The sequence below is a fragment of the Streptomyces sp. NPDC050264 genome, from assembly GCF_040655895.1.
Taxonomy (GTDB): Bacteria; Actinomycetota; Actinomycetes; order Streptomycetales; family Streptomycetaceae; genus Streptomyces.
This window is the reverse complement of sequence record NZ_JBFAKV010000015.1, coordinates 178962-198499: the sequence shown is the minus strand read 5'-3', so window position 1 is coordinate 198499 and position 19538 is coordinate 178962. Positions and strand designations below refer to the sequence as shown.

General features: G+C 70.5%; 18 protein-coding genes. 9 read left to right on the top strand and 9 right to left on the bottom strand.

Annotated elements, in window-relative coordinates:
- The first annotated feature begins 100 nt into the window (after nucleotides 1–100).
- Nucleotides 101–559, top strand: coding sequence for a hypothetical protein (locus AB0J02_RS26295; RefSeq protein ID WP_363196221.1), 459 nt, complete (start codon nucleotides 101–103; stop codon nucleotides 557–559).
- Nucleotides 556–1215, top strand: coding sequence for a gamma subclass chorismate mutase AroQ (aroQ, locus tag AB0J02_RS26290; protein WP_363196220.1), 660 nt, complete (start codon nucleotides 556–558; stop codon nucleotides 1213–1215). Before AB0J02_RS26295 ends, aroQ begins: the two co-directional genes overlap by 4 nt.
- Before the next feature lie 31 nt (nucleotides 1216–1246).
- Here aroQ and AB0J02_RS26285 read toward each other — a convergent pair whose 3' ends face one another.
- A complete protein-coding gene (locus AB0J02_RS26285) occupies nucleotides 1247–2083 on the bottom strand; it encodes a pentapeptide repeat-containing protein (RefSeq protein WP_363196219.1) in 837 nt (278 codons plus the stop codon).
- Between the two features lie 102 nt (nucleotides 2084–2185).
- On the opposite strand from AB0J02_RS26285, the gene AB0J02_RS26280 reads away from it, so the two are divergent.
- The 3 genes from AB0J02_RS26280 to AB0J02_RS26270 all read left to right on the top strand — a co-directional run bounded on the left by AB0J02_RS26280 (nucleotide 2186) and on the right by AB0J02_RS26270 (nucleotide 4847).
- Nucleotides 2186–2962, top strand: coding sequence for an alpha/beta hydrolase (locus AB0J02_RS26280; RefSeq protein WP_363196218.1), 777 nt, complete (start codon nucleotides 2186–2188; stop codon nucleotides 2960–2962).
- Nucleotides 2959–4215 (top strand): cytochrome P450, encoded by a 1257-nt coding sequence (locus AB0J02_RS26275; RefSeq protein ID WP_363196217.1) that lies wholly within the window; start codon nucleotides 2959–2961, stop codon nucleotides 4213–4215. The genes AB0J02_RS26280 and AB0J02_RS26275 overlap by 4 nt, the downstream gene beginning before the upstream one ends.
- Nucleotides 4216–4403: 188 nt before the next feature.
- Nucleotides 4404–4847, top strand: a complete 444-nt coding sequence (locus AB0J02_RS26270; RefSeq protein ID WP_363196216.1) for a DUF6228 family protein — start codon at nucleotides 4404–4406, stop codon at nucleotides 4845–4847.
- 37 nt (nucleotides 4848–4884) lie between these two features.
- Here AB0J02_RS26270 and AB0J02_RS26265 read toward each other — a convergent pair whose 3' ends face one another.
- Genes AB0J02_RS26265 through AB0J02_RS26255 form a run of 3 tightly spaced genes read right to left on the bottom strand, consistent with a single transcriptional unit; the run spans nucleotide 4885 to nucleotide 7903 of the window.
- Nucleotides 4885–6450 (bottom strand): hypothetical protein, encoded by a 1566-nt coding sequence (locus AB0J02_RS26265; protein ID WP_363196215.1) that lies wholly within the window; start codon nucleotides 6448–6450, stop codon nucleotides 4885–4887.
- Nucleotides 6447–6782 carry a helix-turn-helix transcriptional regulator gene (locus AB0J02_RS26260; RefSeq protein ID WP_363196214.1) on the bottom strand — a complete coding sequence of 112 codons (336 nt, stop codon included), beginning with the start codon at nucleotides 6780–6782 and terminating at the stop codon, nucleotides 6447–6449. The genes AB0J02_RS26265 and AB0J02_RS26260 overlap by 4 nt, the downstream gene beginning before the upstream one ends.
- On the bottom strand, nucleotides 6779–7903 hold the full coding sequence (locus AB0J02_RS26255) for a site-specific integrase (protein ID WP_363196213.1): 1125 nt from the start codon (nucleotides 7901–7903) through the stop codon (nucleotides 6779–6781). Before AB0J02_RS26255 ends, AB0J02_RS26260 begins: the two co-directional genes overlap by 4 nt.
- Nucleotides 7904–8245: 342 nt before the next feature.
- On the opposite strand from AB0J02_RS26255, the gene AB0J02_RS26250 reads away from it, so the two are divergent.
- Nucleotides 8246–11296, top strand: coding sequence for a Tn3 family transposase (locus tag AB0J02_RS26250; RefSeq protein ID WP_363196212.1), 3051 nt, complete (start codon nucleotides 8246–8248; stop codon nucleotides 11294–11296).
- Nucleotides 11297–11424: 128 nt separating this feature from the next.
- Here the strand turns inward: AB0J02_RS26250 and AB0J02_RS26245 are convergent, their stop codons facing one another.
- Complete coding sequence (locus AB0J02_RS26245; RefSeq protein WP_363196211.1) at nucleotides 11425–12291, bottom strand: GNAT family N-acetyltransferase; 867 nt, start codon at nucleotides 12289–12291, stop codon at nucleotides 11425–11427.
- A gap of 254 nt (nucleotides 12292–12545) precedes the next feature.
- Here AB0J02_RS26245 and AB0J02_RS26240 point away from each other — a divergent pair, with 254 nt between their 5' ends.
- Nucleotides 12546–13475, top strand: coding sequence for a recombinase family protein (locus AB0J02_RS26240; RefSeq protein ID WP_363196210.1), 930 nt, complete (start codon nucleotides 12546–12548; stop codon nucleotides 13473–13475).
- 62 nt (nucleotides 13476–13537) lie between these two features.
- On the opposite strand, the gene msrB is transcribed toward AB0J02_RS26240, so the two are convergent.
- The 4 genes from msrB to AB0J02_RS26220 form a co-directional block, all read right to left on the bottom strand.
- Entirely contained in the window at nucleotides 13538–13945 is a 408-nt protein-coding gene (gene msrB / locus AB0J02_RS26235; protein ID WP_363196209.1) for a peptide-methionine (R)-S-oxide reductase MsrB, read from the bottom strand.
- Between the two features lie 14 nt (nucleotides 13946–13959).
- Complete coding sequence (gene murC / locus AB0J02_RS26230) at nucleotides 13960–15366, bottom strand: UDP-N-acetylmuramate--L-alanine ligase (protein WP_363196208.1); 1407 nt, start codon at nucleotides 15364–15366, stop codon at nucleotides 13960–13962.
- A 137-nt stretch (nucleotides 15367–15503) separates the two neighbouring features.
- Nucleotides 15504–15977, bottom strand: a complete 474-nt coding sequence (locus AB0J02_RS26225; RefSeq protein WP_363196207.1) for an indole-3-glycerol phosphate synthase — start codon at nucleotides 15975–15977, stop codon at nucleotides 15504–15506.
- A 133-nt stretch (nucleotides 15978–16110) separates the two neighbouring features.
- Nucleotides 16111–16932, bottom strand: a complete 822-nt coding sequence (locus AB0J02_RS26220) for a pyrimidine reductase family protein (protein WP_363196206.1) — start codon at nucleotides 16930–16932, stop codon at nucleotides 16111–16113.
- A gap of 37 nt (nucleotides 16933–16969) precedes the next feature.
- On the opposite strand from AB0J02_RS26220, the gene zapE reads away from it, so the two are divergent.
- Together zapE and AB0J02_RS26210 are read left to right on the top strand one after the other, a co-directional pair.
- Entirely contained in the window at nucleotides 16970–18085 is a 1116-nt protein-coding gene (zapE, locus tag AB0J02_RS26215; protein ID WP_363196205.1) for a cell division protein ZapE, read from the top strand.
- Nucleotides 18086–18155: 70 nt separating this feature from the next.
- Entirely contained in the window at nucleotides 18156–19532 is a 1377-nt protein-coding gene (locus AB0J02_RS26210) for an alkaline phosphatase PhoX (protein WP_363196204.1), read from the top strand.
- Nucleotides 19533–19538 lie beyond the last annotated feature (6 nt).

Sequence of the window (19538 nt, the reverse complement as noted above, 5' to 3'; positions counted from 1 at the left end):
GACGTCCCGGCGCGGTACGCTGCCCCACACTTGAACGTGTTCAAAACCATCGGGGCACGCGTTCTTCCCCGAGGTGCGCGTTCTTCACCTTGGAGGGGCCTTGTTCCGCACCCTTGTCGTGACCTGCGCACTGACCGTTCTCGCCGCGGCGACCACCACCGGCTGCATGGGCCGCTACGTGTCCTGCGGCCCGGAGGGCGAGACCCCGGCCGGGCTGACCGCCTCCGACCTCCTCGGCGACTGGCGGGGCGACCCCGCGGGCGACCTCACCCTGCGCGCCGACGGCTCCTTCACCGCGACCCGCGACTGGCCCGACGCCGCTCCTTTCGACGGGCTCCCCCAGGAAGAACGCCGCGCCGTCACGACCGGCACCTGGGAGCTCGGCGACCCCGACGGCCTGGGCGGGAACCTCGGCCTGTCCTTCCCCGCCACGTCCGCCGACCCCGGCCGCGGCCGGTATCTCGCCCCCTACGACGTGAGCGGCACCCGCGCCCACCCCACCCTGTACACCTATACCGACGACCCGGACTTGTGCGAGTTCCACACCTTGAGGCGATGACCTACCAGGAGGCCCCGATGATCCCCGCGACTCTGCCCGTTCGAGGCCTCCGCACCGCCGCTCGCCGCCTGCTCACCCTCGGTGCCACCGCCGCGCTCACTCTCGGCGGCGCGGCGCTCCCCGCCTCGGCCGCCCCCACCGCCCCCTCAGCCGCCGTCGCGCACGCGGACCCGCGCGCGCTCTCCGCCGTCGCCTCGCTCGCGGCGCGCCGGATCGCCCTCGCGGACAAGGTCGCCGCCGCGAAGTACGGCACACCGGCGCCGATCGACGACCCGGCGCGCGAGCGGCAGATCCTGGATGACGTCGCGGCGCGTTCAGCGGCGCTCGGTCTCGACCCGGCGCTCGCCCAGGCCGTCTTCCGCGACCAGATCGAGGCCAACAAAGTGGTGCAGCGCGGCCTGTACGCCCGCTGGGACGCCCATCCCGAGCAGCGCCCGGCCGACCGCCCCGACCTGGCGACCGTAGTGCGGCCCGCTCTCGATCGCATCACCACCGAACTCCTGGACGCGCTACGGGAGTTGCCGCCGACTCGCGCCACCCCGGCATGCGCGCCGCTCCTCACGGCGGTGGCACTGCGCGACGCCCACGCCCACCACTTCGACACGCTTCACCTCAGGGGCCTGGCCCGGGCACTGCCGTCGGTCTGCGCGGCCTGAGGCCTGCGCACTGCGCGGCTCCGCGCAGGTTCTACGCGGCCCAGTGCGCGGGCCGCGTCAGGCCCGGGGGCAGCTTGGTGGCGTGGTCGCCGCGGGCCGCGTTCAGCTGGGCCTGCGTGAGGAAGATGCTGCCCGTGAGGTCGGCGCCGTCGAGCCGCGCGTCCCTCAGGTCCGCTCCGATCAGGTCGGCGAAGCGCAGGTCGGCGCCGGTCAGATCGGCGGCGATGAGGAGCGCGCCGCGCAGGGCGGCGCCGCGCAGGTTCGCGTCGCGCAGCCGGGCGCCGACGAGGTCCGCGCCGCGATGGTTCTTCTTGCGCCCGGGCACCTCGGCACGCACCAGGTCGCTCGCCTTGAGCAGCAGCGTGTTCACGTCGCCGCGGATCGCGGGCACGTCGGTGGTGAGCAGTTCCTCGGCGTCCGCACGCGTGAGGCGCTCGATGTCGTCGAGGGCGCGCCGGGCGTCACGGTGCACGGGCCGGGCCCGGGGCAGCTCCAGCACCTCGTTCAAGTACCAGAGCAGTTCGTGCAGTTGACGCATCGCGGGGAACACGTCGAACATCGCGCGGGCGCTTTCGGGGCGCTCGCGCCAGCTGACGCCCTCGAAGGTGACCTGCGAGATCTTCTGGCCCGCGCCGAAGCAGTCGAAGACGGTGCATCCCCGGTATCCCTCGTCGCGCAGCCGCGTGTGGATGCCGCAGCCGAAGTCGTCCTGGAGGTTGTGGCAGGGCGTGCCCGCGCTCTTGTCCCGCGCGAAGTCCTGGGACCTGGCGAACGGCAGCGCGGCACAGCACAGGCCGAAGCAGCTGCCGCAGTCGGCGCGCAGATCCGGGCGGTCGGGGACGGTGGGAGAGGCGTCGGGGGAGGTCACACCCCCATTGTCGCCGATCGCCCGGGCATGCCCCCTTGTGGCCCGCGCGGGGCCGCGCCACCGTGGACGCGACCCGCACCGCCCCAGCCCCCGGGAGTCGACGTGGCCTCCACCTTCCTTCTGCCTCATGAACTGCACGGAGACGGTCCGCACAAGGTGATCGCGGTGCACGGCTGGTTCGCCGACCGCTCCGCGTTCGCGCCGGTCGTCGCCGACCTGGACCGGGACTCCTTCCAGTACGCGCTCGTGGATCTGCGCGGCTACGGAGAGGCGAAGGACATCCCGGGCGCGTACACGACGGCCGAGGGCGCGGCCGATGTGCTGGCGCTCGCGGACCGGCTCGGCTGGGAGCGTTTCTCCCTGGTCGGACACTCGATGGGCGGCACCGTGGCGCAGCGCGTCGTGGCGTCGGACCGGCAGCGCGTGCGCCGGGTCGCGGGCGTCTCGCCGGTCCCGGCGTCGGGCTTGGCGCTGCCGCCGCAGCGGTGGGAGCTGTTCTCGACGGCGGACATCGAACCGGCGCACCGCCGCACCATCCTCGACATCACCACGGGCGGTGTCCGGCCGGCGGCCTGGCTGGACCGGATGACGGCGCGGTCGGTGGCGTGCAGCGACGCGAAGGCGTTCCGCGCCTGGCTCGACTCGTGGACCGGCGACGACTTCCACCGCGACCTGGAGGGCTGTCCGACGCCGGCGCTCGCGGTGACGGGCCAGCTCGACCCGGCGCTGCCCGCGGAGCTGATGCGCTCGACGTGGCTGCGCTGGTTCAGCCGCGGCGAGCTGGTCGACCTGCCGGTGTGCGGCCACTACGCGATGGACGAGGCGCCGCTCGCGCTGATCCGGGTGGTGGAGGACTTCCTGCGGGCGGACGGCGCGTGACGGGGTCGGCTCCCGACGTCTTCGATCCGCGGCTGTACGCCCACGGGCCCCCGCACGAGCGCTACCGGGTGCTGCGCGACGGGCATCCGGTGTCCTGGCAGGCGGAGCCGGCGGTCCTCGGCTGGCCGGAGGGCCCCGGTTTCTGGGCGGTGGCCCGGCACGCGGACGTCGTACGGGTCCTGAAGGACGCCTCGACGTACTCCTCGCATCTGGGCGCCACCCAGATCCGCGACCCCGACCCGGCGGACCTGCCCTTCATCCGCGGCATGATGCTCAACCAGGACCCGCCGGCGCACGGCAGGCTGCGCCGCCTGGTGAGCCGGGCGTTCACCCCGCGCCGCGTGGAGGCGTTCGGGCGAGCGGCACGCGAGCGCGCGACGTCCTTGCTCCGCACGGCATTTGAACACCGGGACGGGGCCAAGGAGGAGGAGCCGGTCGACCTGGTGCCGGCCGTCACCGACGACTACGCCCTGCTCAACCTCGCCGACCTCCTCGGCGTCCCGGAGTGCGACCGCACACTGCTGCTGCACTGGACGCGTCGGGTCATCGGCTACCAGGACCCGGACGAGTCCCCCGCGCCGCTGCTCGACGCGGCGGGCAGACCGCTGAACCCGCGCTCACCGTCCGCGCTGGCCGACATGTTCGCGTACGCGGACGAACTGGCGGCCCACAAACGCGCCCACCCCGCCGACGACGTGATGACGACGCTGGCGACGGACCCCGAACTCACCCCGCCCGAACGGCAGATGTTCTTCTTCCTGCTGACGATCGCGGGCAACGACACGGTCCGCGGCGCGGCACCGGGAGCCCTGGCCCTGCTCGCCGAGCGCCCCTCCGCCTATGCACGACTGCGGTCGGGGCAGCTCGACCTGACGGCGGCGACCGACGAACTGCTGCGCCGCCACCCACCCGTCCTCACGTTCCGCCGCACGGCCACCCGCTCCACGACCCTCGCGGGAGCGCGCATCCGGCGCGGCGACAAGGTCGTGGTCCTGCACGCCTCCGCCAACCACGACGAGCGGGTCTTCCCCGACCCCTTCCGCCTGGACCCGGCCCGCGCCCCCAACCCGCACGTCTCCTTCGGCGACGGCCCGCACGTCTGCCTCGGCGCGCACTTCGCGCGGCTCCAGCTCCGGGTGCTGTACGAGGAAGTGGGCCGGGCCCTGCCGACCCTGACCCTCGCCGGGCCGCCCCGGCGGCTGGTGTCGAACTTCATCAACGGGATCAAGGCGCTGCCGGTGCTGCGGCCCTAGGACCGGCCCTCGGTACTGGTGGGCTCGCGTATTCAACTGTCGCCAGTTGATCAATCTGGCTCCGGAGTCACTACTGACCGTGATGATCCTGGCGGGGATCTGGGGGTGGAGCCCTCAACGTTGACGGGAAGTAGCACCGCGTCGTAACCGCGATGACGCCGTCGTGTTGGCGTCCTTATCCTCAGTGGGTGAGTCTGATCGAGGTGGTTCCTGGGCAGGTCGAGCTCGTCGTTCGGGGAGCGGGGTCACAAGCGCCCTCTATCCGGTTGTTCGACTGGTCGCGGACCGATGAGTTCGAGGTCGTATTCGCCGTGGAGGCCGTCGATGACGGCCTGCGCGCACGGGTCGAGGCCGTGACGGTGTCTGCCTGGGACGGTGCGGGATACCTGACCGAGTTTCTCGACGGTCTTGCGCGCGACTTCCGCGGTTGGGAGGGCGAGCGGTCTTGGGTCAACAACGAGCTGGTCGTGGCAGCGACGTTCGGTTCAGGCGGTCACGTGTGTCTGAGCTGGACTCTGCGAGCCGACGTCTTCTCCAACGGCTGGGAGTGCACTGTGACGACCATGATTGAGGCCGGCGAAGAGCTGACGGCTGTCGCTGCCGACCTGCAGGAATTCTTCCGCCAGGGGTAGCCGTCCCAGGGCCCCGAAGTGGGGCACTCACGCGCTCTCAGGCTCTCGGAACTGGAGGGCTCCCAACTTCGCTGGTTCCCTGTGGAACCCAGCCTGTTGGTGACTTTGCGTGATCTCCTGGGGCGTATCGGCTCCATGTCCCGCCGGTCTCGTTGCGGAGGCGGCTTGTGGTCTTGTCGTGGTAGCCGAGAGCGTCCGCGACGACGGGTGCGGGAAGTTCGAGGAGTTGCTGCCGGATGGCGGCGCCGCGGGCGGCCGCAGTCGGGACCCCGACTTCGTTCAAGAGCGCGGACAGGTGGTCGGGGCGGGCCGGCTGCCCCGCCCGGCGACCCGGGAAGAGCCAGTGGGACGCGGAGTTGGTGGCAGTGTTCATGTTGTCGCAGTTCGCGATGTGCTCCAGCAGCAGGGCGGCGACCGGATCAGGAACGGGCGAGGCCGGCTCACCGAGCCGCAGCAGCACGGTTTCGCCGTCGCGGATGACGTCGTCGATGCTGAGCCGGACGATGCGGCTCACGGGCTGGGCGTAGAGGAGCACGATGACTCCGGCGACACGGAGGCGCATCGGTATCTCGGTATCGGTCAGCAGCCGGCCAAGGGCATCGAGGCGCTCGTCTTCGCTCAGTGCGGCCCGGCGGGAGACCTTCATCGTGGGGATGGCCAGGGAGCGTCGGCAGCGTCGGCTCTGCATGGCCCAGTTGAGGAAGGCTCTCAGGCAGGTGCGGGCGTGTTCGGTGTTCTCGGCGAACCAGGCGTCGATGTCGATCTGGCCGCATGACGCGAGGGTGCTGTTCCGCTCGCCGAGCCATTGCAGGAACGCGGTCGCGTACTTGACCTGTTCGGCAGCGAATCGGCGGATGCTGGGTGTGATGTGGCTCCTCTCGGCGCGGGTCCGCAGCCGAGGGAGGACGTGCCAGGTCGAGAAGAGCCGGATCGTCTTGGCGTGCTCGGGGTCGGCGATGCCGGTCAGGTGGCCGGGAAGCCAGCGTTGGAAGGAGCAGAGGTACTTGTCGACCGCGGGCAGGGCTCCGCAGGTCATCAAAAGTTCTTCCAGGTGAGCGGCGGCCCGCCAGGGCTGGAGCTCGTGGAAGGCGTCGTGGGTCAGCGGGATATCGCCGAGACCGAGCCGCCGCAGTAGCTGCGATGCGCTGCCCGGCTGGTCGCGGCGCATCTCCAGCCAGGCCAGGCCGCTTCTGGGCTTGTCCATCGCCACCAGCAGGTCGAACAGCGGGACCAGCGTGGGCCTGATGCGGCTGTCTCCGTCGTCCAGGAGCGCGGTGAGGCGGTCGGTGAGGGTGCAGCGTTCACACAGCCGTCCGCCCAGGAGCTTGCCCTCGAAGCCGCAGCGCGAGCAGTCGAAGGTCTGCGAGAAGCCGGCGCAGGTGGTGCAGATCGGCGCTCGGTCACCGGGGCGGAGTCCGGGGAGGGCACGGTCCTGGCCGCATCCCGGGCAGGTGCCCCGTGTCCGGACGGCGCGGTCCGAACAGGTTCGGCAGACGTATCCATCCGGCCAGGTGCCAGCCTTGTGCCTGCGGAGGCCGCACCGGCAGCACTCCGCCATGTACCAGCGTTCGTACTGCTCGTCGGTGGCGTAGGGGCGGGTCATGCGTCGGGCAGGATCCGGGCGGCGCGGGGCCGCAGCTTCGCCACGTTCGCGGGCGGGGTGGGCATGTCGCCGGTGGCGGTCTTGCGGACGCCGGCGTTCTCGGCGGTGGTGGTCACCAGGTCTGCCGGCGTGCAGGACAGGATGTCGCAGAGCGCGGCCATGACCTGCAACGACAGGCGTTCCGGTGTGCCGGAGACCAGGCGGTGGACCTGGGAAGCGGACAGGTCGATGCCGCGTTCGTGCAGCAGAGGCACCAGTTCGGTGGCGGTGAAGACCCGATGCTGGGCCATGACCTCGCGCAGCCGCCAGGTGTAGCCGACCTTGCGTTTCATGCTTGCCTCCCGGTCTGGGTCTGGAGGGCAGCGGCGATGGTGGAGTCCAGATGCCGCCGCAGGGTGCGGGTGCGGAAGTCCGAGGACACGCAGGTGTAGAGCGAGGTGGTGCTGGCGTGCTCGTGGCCGACCTGCTCCTGGACGAAGCGCGGGTCCCAGCCGTCCTCGATCAGGTGGGTGACGTAGGACCTGCGGAAGGAGTGGAAGTCGAGCCCGTCGTCCAGGCCGAGGGCCTTGCGGTAGGTGATGAAGCGGGAGTTGAGCCGCTGGCAGCCGATCCGCAGCCCCCGTTCCGAGGGCCAGGCCGCCGGGTTGTTGTCGGTGCCAAACAGCGGGCGGACCTCGGTGAACCACTCGTCCAGGACGTCCGGGGTCCAGTCGAACACGGTCAGCACTCCGCGGCGCTTGGGCGGCGAGCCCTTCTTGGCCTTGCCGAACCGGACCTGGCACCGGCCGTACGCGCCGAACTCGCCGCCATGCGGGTTGCGGCCGAAGTCGGCGGCATCGAGCATCCGCGTCTCGTTGCGCCGCAGCCCGTAGGCGTACGCGGTCTTGAACAGCGTCGCGTCGCGGAAGGCGGGCAGCCAGCCCTTGCGACCGAAGGCCCGGATGCGGGCGACCTCGTCGTCACAGTGCGCGAAGAAGGCGTGCAGCTCGGCCTTGGTGAACGCGCGCTTCTTCGCGTCCGCCTCGTTGTCCTGGACGTGCACCGCGGTGTTCCACTCGTGCACTACTTGTACCGGGTGGGTGCCGAACCGCTCCTCGCAGGTCGCCGTCCACTCGTAGAGCGGATCGGTGACGAAGTGGCAGAAAGCCCGCACGGCCTCGGAGTACGAGCGGATCGTAGAGCGCTTCAGATCCCGCAGCGAGCGCAGGTCACCGAGCCACTCGTCGACCATCGCCGGCGTCCAGTGCCACGGGTAGGTGTTCACGTACGCGGCGAACGCCTTGAGCGTGTTCTCCCGGCCTTCCACCGTCGTCCGGGCCAGATTCCGCGCGAGCTGCTGGTTGGCGAACCCGGTCAGCATCGCGGTGAAGACCTGTTCCTCAGGCCGCAGCAGCGCGACTCCGTCAACCAGGTGCAGTCGTGCCGCACCTGGGATCGACCCGTTGAACCCCACCGGTCCACCACCCTCCGTCACTCGCGTCGTATGCGAGAAAACCGCATCTGATGCGAGTCGACGGGCAAACCGCAGGTCAGTCAGCCGGACGAGTGACACCAGGTGGCGTCGCCCTCAACTCTGTCGCTACCGTCGCCACCAGCAGACCGGGGCAACTTCCATGGTCAGCACGCTGGTGGACGCCATTGCCCACGACGATTCGCGAACCGTAGCGAGTTCGCATCGGATGCAATTGGCGGCGCTTGGAGTATCCGAACGGAAATTAGCGGTAGCGGAGCGATCTTGATTCCGGTTCGGTGACGTGCCCGTTTTGCCTGGTCAGCGGGCTCTACGTTCCTGGTCATGCCTGTTGAATACCTGTCTGCTGAGCAAGAGGCCCGCTACGGCCGGTTCGCCACGGAACCCTCACCCGGGGAGCTGGAACAGTTCTTCCGCTTGGACACCAGGGCCCTGGAGCTCGCTCGGGCGAAGCGCCGTTCGGCTACGAGGTTGGGGTGGGCGGTGCAGTGGGGCACGGTGCGGATGCTCGGCACTTTCCTGACCGAGGACCCCACGGCGGTACCGGCCTCCGTGGTGCGGTTCGTCGCCGAGCAGCTCAGTCTCGACGACGAGCATTTCGCCGAGTACGGGACGCGCGCGCAGACGGTGTACGAACACGCGTGGGAGATCCGCGACACCTACGGCTACCGGGACTTCGCGGCCGGGGAGGCGGAGCTGCGGAAGTTTCTGGCGGCGCGGGTGTGGTCGTCGCTGGAGGGGCCGCGGGCCCTGTTCGACCGGGCGGTGGTGTGGCTGGTGAACAACCGGGTGCTGCTGCCGGGTGTGACGTCGCTGGCCCGGATGGTGGCCGCGCTCCGTCAGGAGGAGAACGACCGGCTGCACGCCGCGCTGTACGAGGTGGTGCCTTATGAGCTGCGGACCGAGATGGTCCGGCTGCTGGAGGTGCCGGAGAAGAAGCGGGTGTCGGAGCTGGAGCGGCTGCGGCTGGGCCCGATGCGGGTGTCTGGCAAGGCTATGGAACTGGCCCTGGACCGCGCCCGCGAGGTGCGGGGCCTGGGGGCCGGCGCGGTGGATGCCGGACGGGTTCCGGCCGCGCGGATGACCGGGCTGGCCCGGTACGGGCTGACCTCGAAGGCGCCGACGCTGAAGCGGCTGGAGGTCACGCGGCAGACCGCGACGCTGCTGGCGACCGTGCGGCACCTGGAGACGGCGACGGTGGATGACGCGCTCGATCTGCTGCATGCACTGATGGCCACCAAGCTGCTGGCGAAGGCCGAGCGGATGGGCAACGACGCCAAGCTCAAGGCCCTGCCCCAGTTGCGCAAGGCCGCGAAGAAGGTCGCCGCAGCGGTCGACGTGCTGATGACGACGCCGCCCGCGACCGACACCGGTGAGCTCGTCTCCGTGGTCGACGCGTGGTCCGCAATCGAGCAGGTCGTGCCGCGCGAGCAGCTGGCCGAGGCGCTCGCCACGATCGCCGCGGTGGTCCCGGACATCGACGGGGACGACGACGCGGAATGGCGGGCCGAGCTGGTCGCCCGCTACGGCACGGTGCGTGGCTTCATCCGCCTCCTGGTCGAGGTCATCGACTTCGGCGCCGTCGAAGCCGGCGCCCCCGTCGTTCAGGCCCTCAAGCGGCTTCCGGATCTGATCGGCCGCAAGAAGGTCGGCGCCGAGGAGGTCGCCTCCGATCTGGTGACGGGCTCGTGGCGGCGGCTGGTGTTTGCCAACCCCAACGTGCCGCACGGTCTGGTCGACAAGGCCGCGTACTCGTTCTGCGTCCTGGAGCATCTGCACCGCTCGCTGCGCCGGCGGGACGTGTTCGCCAAGGACGGCGACCGCTGGGGCGACCCCCGCGCCAAGCTGCTGGCCGGGGAGAAGTGGACGGCCGCCGAGCCGAAGGTGCTCACCGCGCTCGGTCTGGAGAGCGAACCGGCCGGACACCTCGCCGAACTCGCCTCCGCTCTGCACGCCGCGTACGTCCAGGTCGCTGCCGGGCTGCCCGGGAACACGGCGCTGGAGGTGGTGGGCGGGAAGCTGAAGCTGGGCAAGCTCGGCAAGGCGGAGGAGCCCAAGCTCATGCCGCCGTTCCGGCAGCTGGTCAACGGCATGCTGCCGAAGGTGGACTTCCCCGAGCTGCTGCTGGAGGTCGCCGAGTTGACCGGGATGGCGGACGCGTTCACGCACATCTCCGGCGCCGACTCGCACATGGAAGGCTTCACCACCAGTTTGTGCGCCGTCCTGCTGACGGAAGCGTGCAACGTCGGGTTCACCCCGGTCATCAAGCCGGACGTCCCGGCGCTCAGCCGGGGCCGTCTGGTCCAGGTCGATCAGGGCTACTTCCGGGCGGAGAACATCTCGGTGGCGAACGGCCTGTTCATCGAGGCTCAGGCAAAGATCGACGTGGTGAGGGCGTGGGGTGGCGGCCTGGTCGCCTCCGCCGACGGGGTCCGCTTCACCGTGCCAGTGAAGACCCTGTACGCGGGTTCGAACCCCCGGTATTTCGGGCTGCGGCACAAGGGCGCCACCTGGCTGAACGTGGTGAACGACCAGGTGATGGGGCTGGGCGGGGTGGTCGTGCCGGGCACGCTGCGCGACTCGCTGTTCATCCTGGACGCCATCCACGCCCGCGACGGCGGCCCGAAGCCGGAGACCGTCATCACCGACACCGCGTCGTACTCCGACATCGTCTTCGGCCTGTTCGCGATCTGCGGCTACCAGTTTTCGCCAAGGATCGCCGACATCTCCGACGCCCGGCTGTGGCGGACGAACACCGCGGCCGACTACGGGCCGCTCCAGCCGGTCTCCAACCACACCATCCGCCTGGACCGGATACGCGCGCACTGGGGCGACATGCTCCGCGTGGCCGGCTCCCTGACCCTGGGCGAGGTCCGCGGGCACGACCTGATCCGCATGCTCTCCCGGGACGGTAAGCCGACCGGGCTGGGCGACGCGTTCGCCCACTACGGGCGGATCTTCAAGACCTTGCACCTGCTCCAGTTCGTCTCCGACGAGGGATACCGGCGGATGATCGGTGCCCAGCTCAACGTCACCGAGGCCCGCCACCGCCTCGCCCGGAAGATCTTCTTCGGGCAGCGCGGCGAACTGCGCCAGCATTACCGCGAGGGCATGGAGGACCAGCTCGGCGCCCTCGGGCTGGCCCTCAATTGCGTAGTCCTGTTCAACAGCCTCTACATCGACGCCGCCGTCAAACAACTGGCCGCCGACGGCTTCCCCGTCACCGACGAACTGCTCGCCCGACTGTCCCCGCTCCAGTACGACCACATCAACTTCCTCGGCCGCTACGCCTTCACCCGGCCGGCCGCGCCGGGCCTGCGGCAGCTGCGTGACCCGCACACCGACGCTGAGGACAACGACGGCGAGCAGGACTGAGCGTCACCGACCAGAAGGCTGATCAGAGTGCCCGCCATCGCTTTCGTCAGCCTCTGCGCGGCGGTCACAGCCGGTACGTGGCAGGTGCGTTTGCGCCGATCACGCCCTCACCCGGTTTATGGTGCGCTTTAGGAGAACTTGTACCCGGCAAAGTCGGCGACGTGGACATACCCAATGCGCTGGTAGAGGGCGTTGCTGGTGGGGTTGTCCGGGTCCGTGAACAGGACGACGTCCGTCGCGCCCGCGGCCAGCGCTGCCCTGCTCGCCTCGACCGTCACGGCGCCCGCGTAGCCGCGGCCCCGAAGGTGGGCCGGGGTGTAGACGGGGTCGATCCGGACCATGCCGCCGATGACCGAGGTCGCGGCCGCCATCGAGACGGGGGTGCCGTCCGGGGTCTCCCAGAAGGTGAAGTGCCTGTCGCCGAAGCGCGAGTAGTCCCAGGAGCCAGCGTCGATCAAGTCAATGGAGGACTGCTCCCCGACATCGACGCAGAACTCACGGCACCAGCGCACGACGTGTTCGCGGTCTGTCCCGCCCGTGAGACGGCCCCGGCCCTCCGGGTGCGGCTGCGGCGGGGTGAGTGTGCCGAGACGGTAGAGATGCGTCCGCCAGAAGAGTGCTGGCGCCGCGGCCGTGTGCCGCTTCCAGGAATCGGCGAATGCGGTGGCGGTGTCGTGGTCCGCGATGACGTTGGCGGGCGAGTGGCCAAGGACAGCCAGATGGGCGGCGAGGGCGTCGGTCTGCTCGACAGAGAGGGGGGTGAGGCCTAGGCGGCCGCGCGAAGTGAGATAGAAGACCGCGTGGACCTCGCCTCCGGACTCCAGTCGGCCGAAGACGGCGGTGACGGGGCCGTGTGCGTCCGGCCTGCGTATCCGCAGTTTCTCGATGTCCGTCAGCGGCGTGTTGTGTAGGGCGGGGCGCGAGCGCAGGAAGTCCCCGGCTCGGGCGAGGAAGTCGTCAACGTCTTGGGTGAGGTGCCAGTCATCCGGGAGCATGCTTCATGATCCCGGATCTCCTCGACTCGGGGAGCACTTACTCAATGCCTTTCAGCCACGTGACGTAGCTGCCCCCGATCAGCCGCAGGCTCTTGTCGGCAAAGGATCGTTTGACGACAGGCGGCCGACGCGTCCAATGAACCCGTGCAATCCAGGGACTCGCGGCGGCCCGAATCCAATCAGATCCGATCATGATTGCTGACAGGGTTTGATGACAGATAGGGTCCATTCCTCCGTACGGAAGGGGCCCACGAGTGGCGAACCTGGTCTACAAGCGGGTCTCGACCGATCAGCAGTCGACCGCCCGCCAGGACCTCGTCCTGGGCGAGGCCGGGATCGAGGACCCGGTCGTCTTCGAGGAGGACCCCGGCACCTCCAGCCGCCTCCACCCGCTCCAGCGCCCGAAGTTCCGCGAACTGCTCACCTACGCGCGGCCCGGCGACACCGTGCACACCTCCGAGATGTTCCGCCTAGTACGTGACACCGGCCACATCCTCGACGTGCTCGACGTCCTGCACCGCGACCGCCTCGCCCTGCGCATCCACGACGGCGCGTTCTCCGCGATGGACCTCACCGCCCGCCACCCGCGCACCGGCGAGCTGCTGTCCACCGTGAAGTTCATGGTGCAGACCCTCGCCGCCGCCGGCGAACTCCAACGCGACCTCCAACGCGAGCTGACCTACGACGGGCTGCGGGCCGCCGAGGCCAGGGGCAGCAAGGGTGGGCGCCGCCCCGCCGTGGCGGCCGACAAGACCGACGTCGTGCGCACCGCGTACCTGGAAGGCCGCTCCATCGCCGCCCTCGCGCGCGACCACGACGTCAGCCGCGGCGCCATCCGTACCGCCGTCGCCGACCTTCTGCCCGAGCACACCGCCGAGGGCCAGGAGGACGTCCCGGCCCCGGAGCTGCCGGTCACCCTCGACATGCCGGGCAAGGTCGCCGACTTCCTCCGCGCCACCGAGCTGGAGCCCGACGAACGAGCCGCGCTCGACCAGGGCGTCACCGTACGGCGCGGCCAGGGCTACACCCTGCGCGTCAGCACCACCCGGGCCGTCCACCGTCAGCTCCTCGCCCGCTGCCAGCCCCTCGACGGCGGCCAGGGCACCCCGACTGTCCCGGCACAGCGCAAGGCCCGCCGCGAGTACGAAAACCGCGTCAGCGCCCTCATCTCGACCGGACCATGATCCGGGTCAGCGGCTACCGCTAATTTCCGTTCGGATACTCCCCGAGGGCCGGACCGGCCCCGTCAGCCCTCGACCGGCTCCAACCGCAGCGAAACCGAGTTGATGCAGTACCGCTGGTCCGTGGGCGTCTGATAACCCTCGCCCTCGAACACGTGACCGAGGTGCGAGCCGCAGCGAGCGCACCGCACCTCGGTGCGGACCATGCCGTGGGAGCGGTCCTCGATGAGTTCGACGGCCGACGAGTCCTTCGGGTCGTAGAAGGACGACCAGCCGCAGTGCGACTCGAACTTCTCGGTCGAGGTGAAGAGCTCGGCGCCGCACGCGCGGCAGCCGTAGACGCCCTTCGTCCTGGTGTCCGTGTACTCACCGGTGAAGGCGGGCTCGGTGCCGGCCTGGCGCAGTACCGCGTACTCCGCCGGATTCAGCTCCGCGCGCCACTGCTCGTCCGGCTTCTCGACGTCGTACGACATGGAGACACTCCCTTTCAGCGCTGTGCGAGGTGATCCAGGATCCGCGGGCCGAGGTCGGTGACGTCGCCCGCGCCCATGGTGAGAACGAGATCACCGGGCTTCGCCATTCCCGCGATCGCCTCGACGGCCGCCGTCCTGTCGTGGGACGCCTGCACGTCGGCGCCCGCGGCGCGGGCCGCCTCGACGATCAGGGCACTGGTGATGCCGGGGATCGGGTCCTCGCGGGCCGGGTAGATGTCCAGGACGACCGAGCCGTCCGCGAGCGCCAGGGCCTCGCCCATCTCCTTGCCCAGTTCCTGGGTGCGGGAGAAGAGGTGCGGCTGGAAGAGGACCAGCAGGCGGGAGTCGTCCACCGCCGCGCGCATGGCCTCCAGGTCGGCCGTCATCTCCGTGGGGTGGTGCGCGTACGAGTCGATGACCTGCACGCCGCTCTCCTCGCCCTTGAGCTGGAGACGGCGGTTGACGCCGGTGTACGACTTGAGGGCCCCGGCGAGGTTCCGCGACGGGACGCCGAGCGCCACGCCGGCCGCGAGCGCCGCGACCGCGTTGTGCGCGTAGTGGCGGCCCGGGACGGAGACGGTGAAGGTGAGCAGCTTGCCGTCGAGCAGGACCGTCACCTCGCTGCTCAGGCCGCGCGGCGTGACCTTGTGGATGCGGATGTCCGCGGTCTGCGACTCGCCGTACGTGACGACCTTGAGGGACGTCGTGTCGCGGATGCGGCGGGCCAGTTCGACGGCGCCGGGGTGGTCGGCGGCGATGACGAGGGTGCCGCCGGGGACGATCTTCGACGTGAAGATCTCGAAGGAGTCGTAGATCTCGTCCATCGACGCGTAATTGGCGTGGTGGTCGAGTTCGACGTTGAGGATGATCGCGACTTCGGGCTTGTACTTGTGGAAGCTGCGGTCCGACTCGTCGGCCTCGGCGACGAAGATGTCGCCCTCGCCGTGCAGCGCGTTCGAGCCGGGGACGTCCAGGTCGCCGCCGATCGCGTACGAGGGGTTCAGGCCGAGGGACGACAGGGACACGGCCAGCATCGACGTCGTGGTCGTCTTGCCGTGGGTGCCCGCCACCGCGATCGGGCGCAGGCCGTCCATGAGCGAGGCGAGCGCGTCGGAGCGGTGCACCACGGGGATGCCGAGCTCGGCGGCGCGCGCCAGCTCCGGGTTGTCCGCACGGATCGCGGACGACACGACCACGCAGGTGGCGTCGGGGGCGAGGTGGGCCGCGTCGTGGCCGATGTGGACCGTGACGCCGAGCGCGCGCAGCGCCTCGGCCGTGGCGGACTCCCGGGCGTCGCTGCCCGCGACCCGGGCGCCGCGCTGGGCGAGGATCTTGGCGATGCCCGACATTCCGGCGCCGCCGATGCCGATGAAGTGCGGTCGGTCCATGGCGGCGGTAGAAGTGGGCAGGCCGGGTGCCATACGTGTCTCTCCCCTGAGGTTCTTCTGCGGTTCTTCGTCCCGAGGTTCCTCGGGTGACCCGATCCGTAGTCATTTCGACCACGGAACGGGGTCAGCCTATTGCCTCGGCCCCCTCCGTCCCGCATCCGAGTCCGGCGTCACGCCTTGCTGTACGAGAACAGCTTCAGAACGGGCACGCCCACCTTGTGCCGGGCCCGCGAGGCCCAGTCGCGGTGGAAGAACTCCTCGACGTAGTGCGGGTCGGTCAGCACGATCACCTCGTCCGCCTTCACCTGGTCGACGAGCGCCCTGAGCGCGTCGAGCGGGTGGTCCTCGATGAGGCGCCCCTCGGCGGCGCAGCCGGCCTGGTGCAGCGCGGCGAGGGAGACGCTCAGCGCCTGCTCCCCCGGCGCCTTGGCCTCGTCCCCCTCGGGGACCTCGTCCTCCCGGGCCGCCTCGTCCAGCTCGCCCATCGCGACGTCGTCGATGGCCCGCAGCAGGCGGTCCGCCTGGTCGCCGCGGGGCTGGAGCAGCACGTGGAAGGAGACTTCCTCGTCGCCGTGCAAGGTGGTGACGAACTCCACGTCGGCGGACGTCAGTGCCTTCTCGATCATCAATACGCTCGTGAACACGACGGGCGCCCTTCTTCTCCTGCCGTGGGCCGTCCTGCGACCGGCCCCTGGGGATCTGCGGAAACCATCCTGCCCCGTGGCCGCACGGGGTCTGCGAGATTTAGTGTGCCCAGCGGAAGCTAAACGGAACGAATCATTCCGCCGAGTGTCGGCTCCGACGGTATCGGGTGAAGAGGAAACCGTCCTCTTCCAGGAGAGAGGCCAGCTCGAAACGTTCCGGCACGGCCAGCTCCGGGCCCCCGGCGATCCGCTGGGCGCTGCCCGCGGTGAGCAGAGGCGACACGGTCAGACAGAGCTCGTCGAGCACCTGTGCGGCCACGAACTGGCCCAGCATCCGCGGCCCGCCCTCCGTGAGCAGCCGCGTCAGGCCCCGCTCGGCCAGCGCCCGCACCGCGCGCTCCGGCTCGACACCGGCGCCCTCCCCCGCGACCAGCACCTCGGCACCGGCCTTGCGGGCCGCCGCCACCCGGTCCCGCGGCGCGGCCGCGCCGGTGACGACGTACGTCGGCGACAGCGGCTCGGTGAAAAGCGGAAGGCCGAAATCCAGGTCGAGGCTCGCGCTGATCACGGCGATGGAAGGCGCGAGGCCCTGCCCGGCCGCCTTCCTGCGGTCGGCGAACGCCTCACGGGGGCGGGCCGGCCGGTACCCCTCCTGGCGGACCGTCTGGGCGCCGACGACCACGGCGTCCGCGAGGGCGCGCAGGGTGCCGAAGATCCGCATGTCGGTGGGGCAGGAGATGGGCTGGGAGCGGCCGTCGTGCTGGGCGGCACCGTCCAGCGTGGAGACCATGTTGGCGCGCAGCCACACCTCTCCCGCCGCCCCGGCCGGATACGCGTAGGCGTCGGCGAGCCGGTCGAGGCTCCACTCACGGCCCAAGGGCCCCTCAGGCCCCCCGCGTCCCTCCCCACCCGCGTGATCTGCTGTTTCGTACGTCACAGGGAACAGGCGTCGCATGACGAGCAGTGTGGCACGGCTACTAAGCTGGGGAGCTGTGTCGTCCTCCACCGAAGCCACCGGCGCCCGCCAGACGGGCATCAGCCCCATAGCCGACGCGGCGCCCCAGTCCCTGTGCGCCCGCGAGCCGCACGTTCCAGCGGAGCGCCTGGTCGCCGAGATGGTGCCGCCGCCGCGGTTCAGCACCGCCCGCTTCGAGACGTACATCCCCGATCCGAACCAGCCGAGCCAGACGCAGGCCGTGCAGGTGCTGAGCTCGTTCGCCGCCGGACTCGGCGGGGCGCACGCCGCCGGTGCCGGCAAGAAGCGGGGCCTGTTCGGCTTCGGCAAGAAGCCCGCCGCCCCGGCCGGCCCCCGCGGCGTCTACCTCGACGGCGGCTACGGCGTGGGCAAGACCCACCTCCTCGCCTCCCTGTGGCACGCCACCCCGGCCGCGCCCGAGCACAAGGCGTTCGGCACGTTCGTCGAGCTCACGAACCTGGTCGGCGCCCTCGGCTTCCAGCAGACGGTGCGCACGCTGAGCGAACACCGGCTGCTGTGCATCGACGAGTTCGAGCTCGACGACCCGGGCGACACCGTCCTCGTCTCCTCGCTGCTCGGCAAGCTGGTCGACGCGGGTGTCGCGCTCGCCGCCACCTCGAACACGCTGCCCGGCAAGCTCGGCGAGGGCCGCTTCGCCGCCGCCGACTTCCTGCGCGAGATCCAAGGCCTGTCCGCCCGCTTCCGGCCGCTGCGCATCGACGGCGAGGACTACCGGCACCGCGGCCTGCCGGAGGCTCCCGCGCCGTTCTCCGAGGAGCAGGTCACCAAGGCCGCGTACGCCACCGAGGGCGCCTCGCTCGACGACTTCCCGCACCTGCTGGAACATCTGGCGCGGGTGCACCCCAGCCGGTACGGCGCGCTGACGGACGACCTGGAGGCGGTCTGCCTGACGGACGTCTCCGCCGTTCCCGACCAGTCCACCGCCCTGCGGCTCGTGGTGCTCGCCGACCGGCTCTACGACCGGGAGATCCCGGTGCTCGCGTCCGGACAGCCGTTCGATCGCCTGTTCAGTGAGGAGATGCTGAACGGCGGCTACCGGAAGAAGTACTTCCGGGCGATCTCGCGGCTCACCGCGCTGGCCCGCGACGCCAAGGGGCTCGTCCGCGCGTAGTTCCCGCGCCGCGGCCTGCGTGATAGACACACCGGGTCACAGTTCCTGTCCGCCAGCAGGAGGTTGCCCCATGTCTGAAACACGGCTGTCCGCAACACGACGTCAAGTTCTCGCCGGCACCGGCGCGTTGGGGGTGGGCATCGCCTTCGCCGGAACCCTCTCCGAGCTGTTCACCGGCTCCGCCACCGCCCAGGGGCGGGCCGGCTACGGTCCCCTGGTCCCCGACCCGGCCGGTCTGCTCGACCTGCCGAAAGGTTTCCGCTACCGGGTCCTCTCCCGCGAGGGCGACCAGCTCCGGTCCAAGGAAGGGCCGGTGCCCAGCAATCACGACGGCATGGCCGCCTTCGCCGGCAGACAGGGCCGCGTCCACCTCGTGCGCAACCACGAGAACCGGGTCACCGGCAAGATCCCCGTACCGACCGTCGAGGGGCTCACGTACGACCCGATGGGCAAGGGCGGCTGTACGGCGCTCACCCTCGACCGGCACAACAACGTCCTGTCCGAGCGGGTCGCCATCGCCGGTACGGCCGTCAACTGCGCCGGTGGGCACACCCCTTGGGGCACCTGGCTCACCTGCGAGGAGACCGAGGACAAGGCCGGCACGAACGGCTACACCAAGGACCACGGCTTCATCTTCGAGGTCGACCCCGCCGACCCACACCGCTCGGGCGCCGTCCCGCTCACCGCCATGGGCCGCTACCAGCACGAGGCCGTCGCCGTCGATCCGCGGCGCGGTGTCGTGTACGAGACCGAGGACGCGTTCGAGAAACCCTTCGGGCTGTTCTACCGGTTCCTGCCCAACAAGCCGCGTGGCGGCCTCGGTTCGCTGCGCGCGGGCGGCACGCTCCAGGCGATGCGGGTGCCCGGCGTGCCCGATCTGTCGGCGGTGCAGGAGACCGGGGCGTCCTTCGAGGGCATCGAGTGGGTCGACGTACCGGACCCGCTGGCCGCCCGGACACCCATCCGCAACCAGGACTTCGGGCCCAAGGGCATCACCCACGGCCAGAAACTGGAGGGGTGCTACTGGGGCGGGTCGTGCGTGTACTTCGTGTCGTCGTACGCCAGGAGCCGGGAGGGGTCCGCCGCCGACCACTTCGGGCAGATCTGGCGCTACGACCCCGCCGCGCGCCGGCTCACCCTGGTGATCGTCTTCGGCCCCGATACCGATGTGCAGCTGCCCGGCGAGGAGCCCGACAACATCTGCCTCGCGCCCAGCGGCGGCCTGATGGTCTGCGAGGACGGCGAGGGCGCGCAGCACGTCTTCGGCGTGACGAGGAAGGGCGACGTGTACGCGATGGCGCGCGGGCGCCAGAACATCGGGACGGCCGAGGCGCCCGCGTGGGGCGAGTTCGCCGGAGTCACGTTCGCACCGGACGGCGGCACCATGTACGTGAACTGCTATACGCCCGGGACGACGTTCGCCGTAACCGGCCCCTGGCACACGTAGCGCCCG

What these genes read in the sequence shown, in the direction of transcription:
- aroQ (WP_363196220.1), top strand. Translation starts at nt 556, where the DNA reads ATGACCTACCAGGAGGCCCCGATGATCCCCGCGACTCTGCCCGTTCGA.
- AB0J02_RS26265 (WP_363196215.1), bottom strand. Translation starts at nt 6,450, where the DNA reads ATGACCCGCCCCTACGCCACCGACGAGCAGTACGAACGCTGGTACATG.
- AB0J02_RS26260 (WP_363196214.1), bottom strand. Translation starts at nt 6,782, where the DNA reads ATGAAACGCAAGGTCGGCTACACCTGGCGGCTGCGCGAGGTCATGGCC.
- AB0J02_RS26250 (WP_363196212.1), top strand. Translation starts at nt 8,246, where the DNA reads ATGCCTGTTGAATACCTGTCTGCTGAGCAAGAGGCCCGCTACGGCCGG.
- AB0J02_RS26245 (WP_363196211.1), bottom strand. Translation starts at nt 12,291, where the DNA reads ATGCTCCCGGATGACTGGCACCTCACCCAAGACGTTGACGACTTCCTC.
- msrB (WP_363196209.1), bottom strand. Translation starts at nt 13,945, where the DNA reads ATGTCGTACGACGTCGAGAAGCCGGACGAGCAGTGGCGCGCGGAGCTG.
- murC (WP_363196208.1), bottom strand. Translation starts at nt 15,366, where the DNA reads ATGGCACCCGGCCTGCCCACTTCTACCGCCGCCATGGACCGACCGCAC.
- AB0J02_RS26220 (WP_363196206.1), bottom strand. Translation starts at nt 16,932, where the DNA reads ATGCGACGCCTGTTCCCTGTGACGTACGAAACAGCAGATCACGCGGGT.
- AB0J02_RS26210 (WP_363196204.1), top strand. Translation starts at nt 18,156, where the DNA reads ATGTCTGAAACACGGCTGTCCGCAACACGACGTCAAGTTCTCGCCGGC.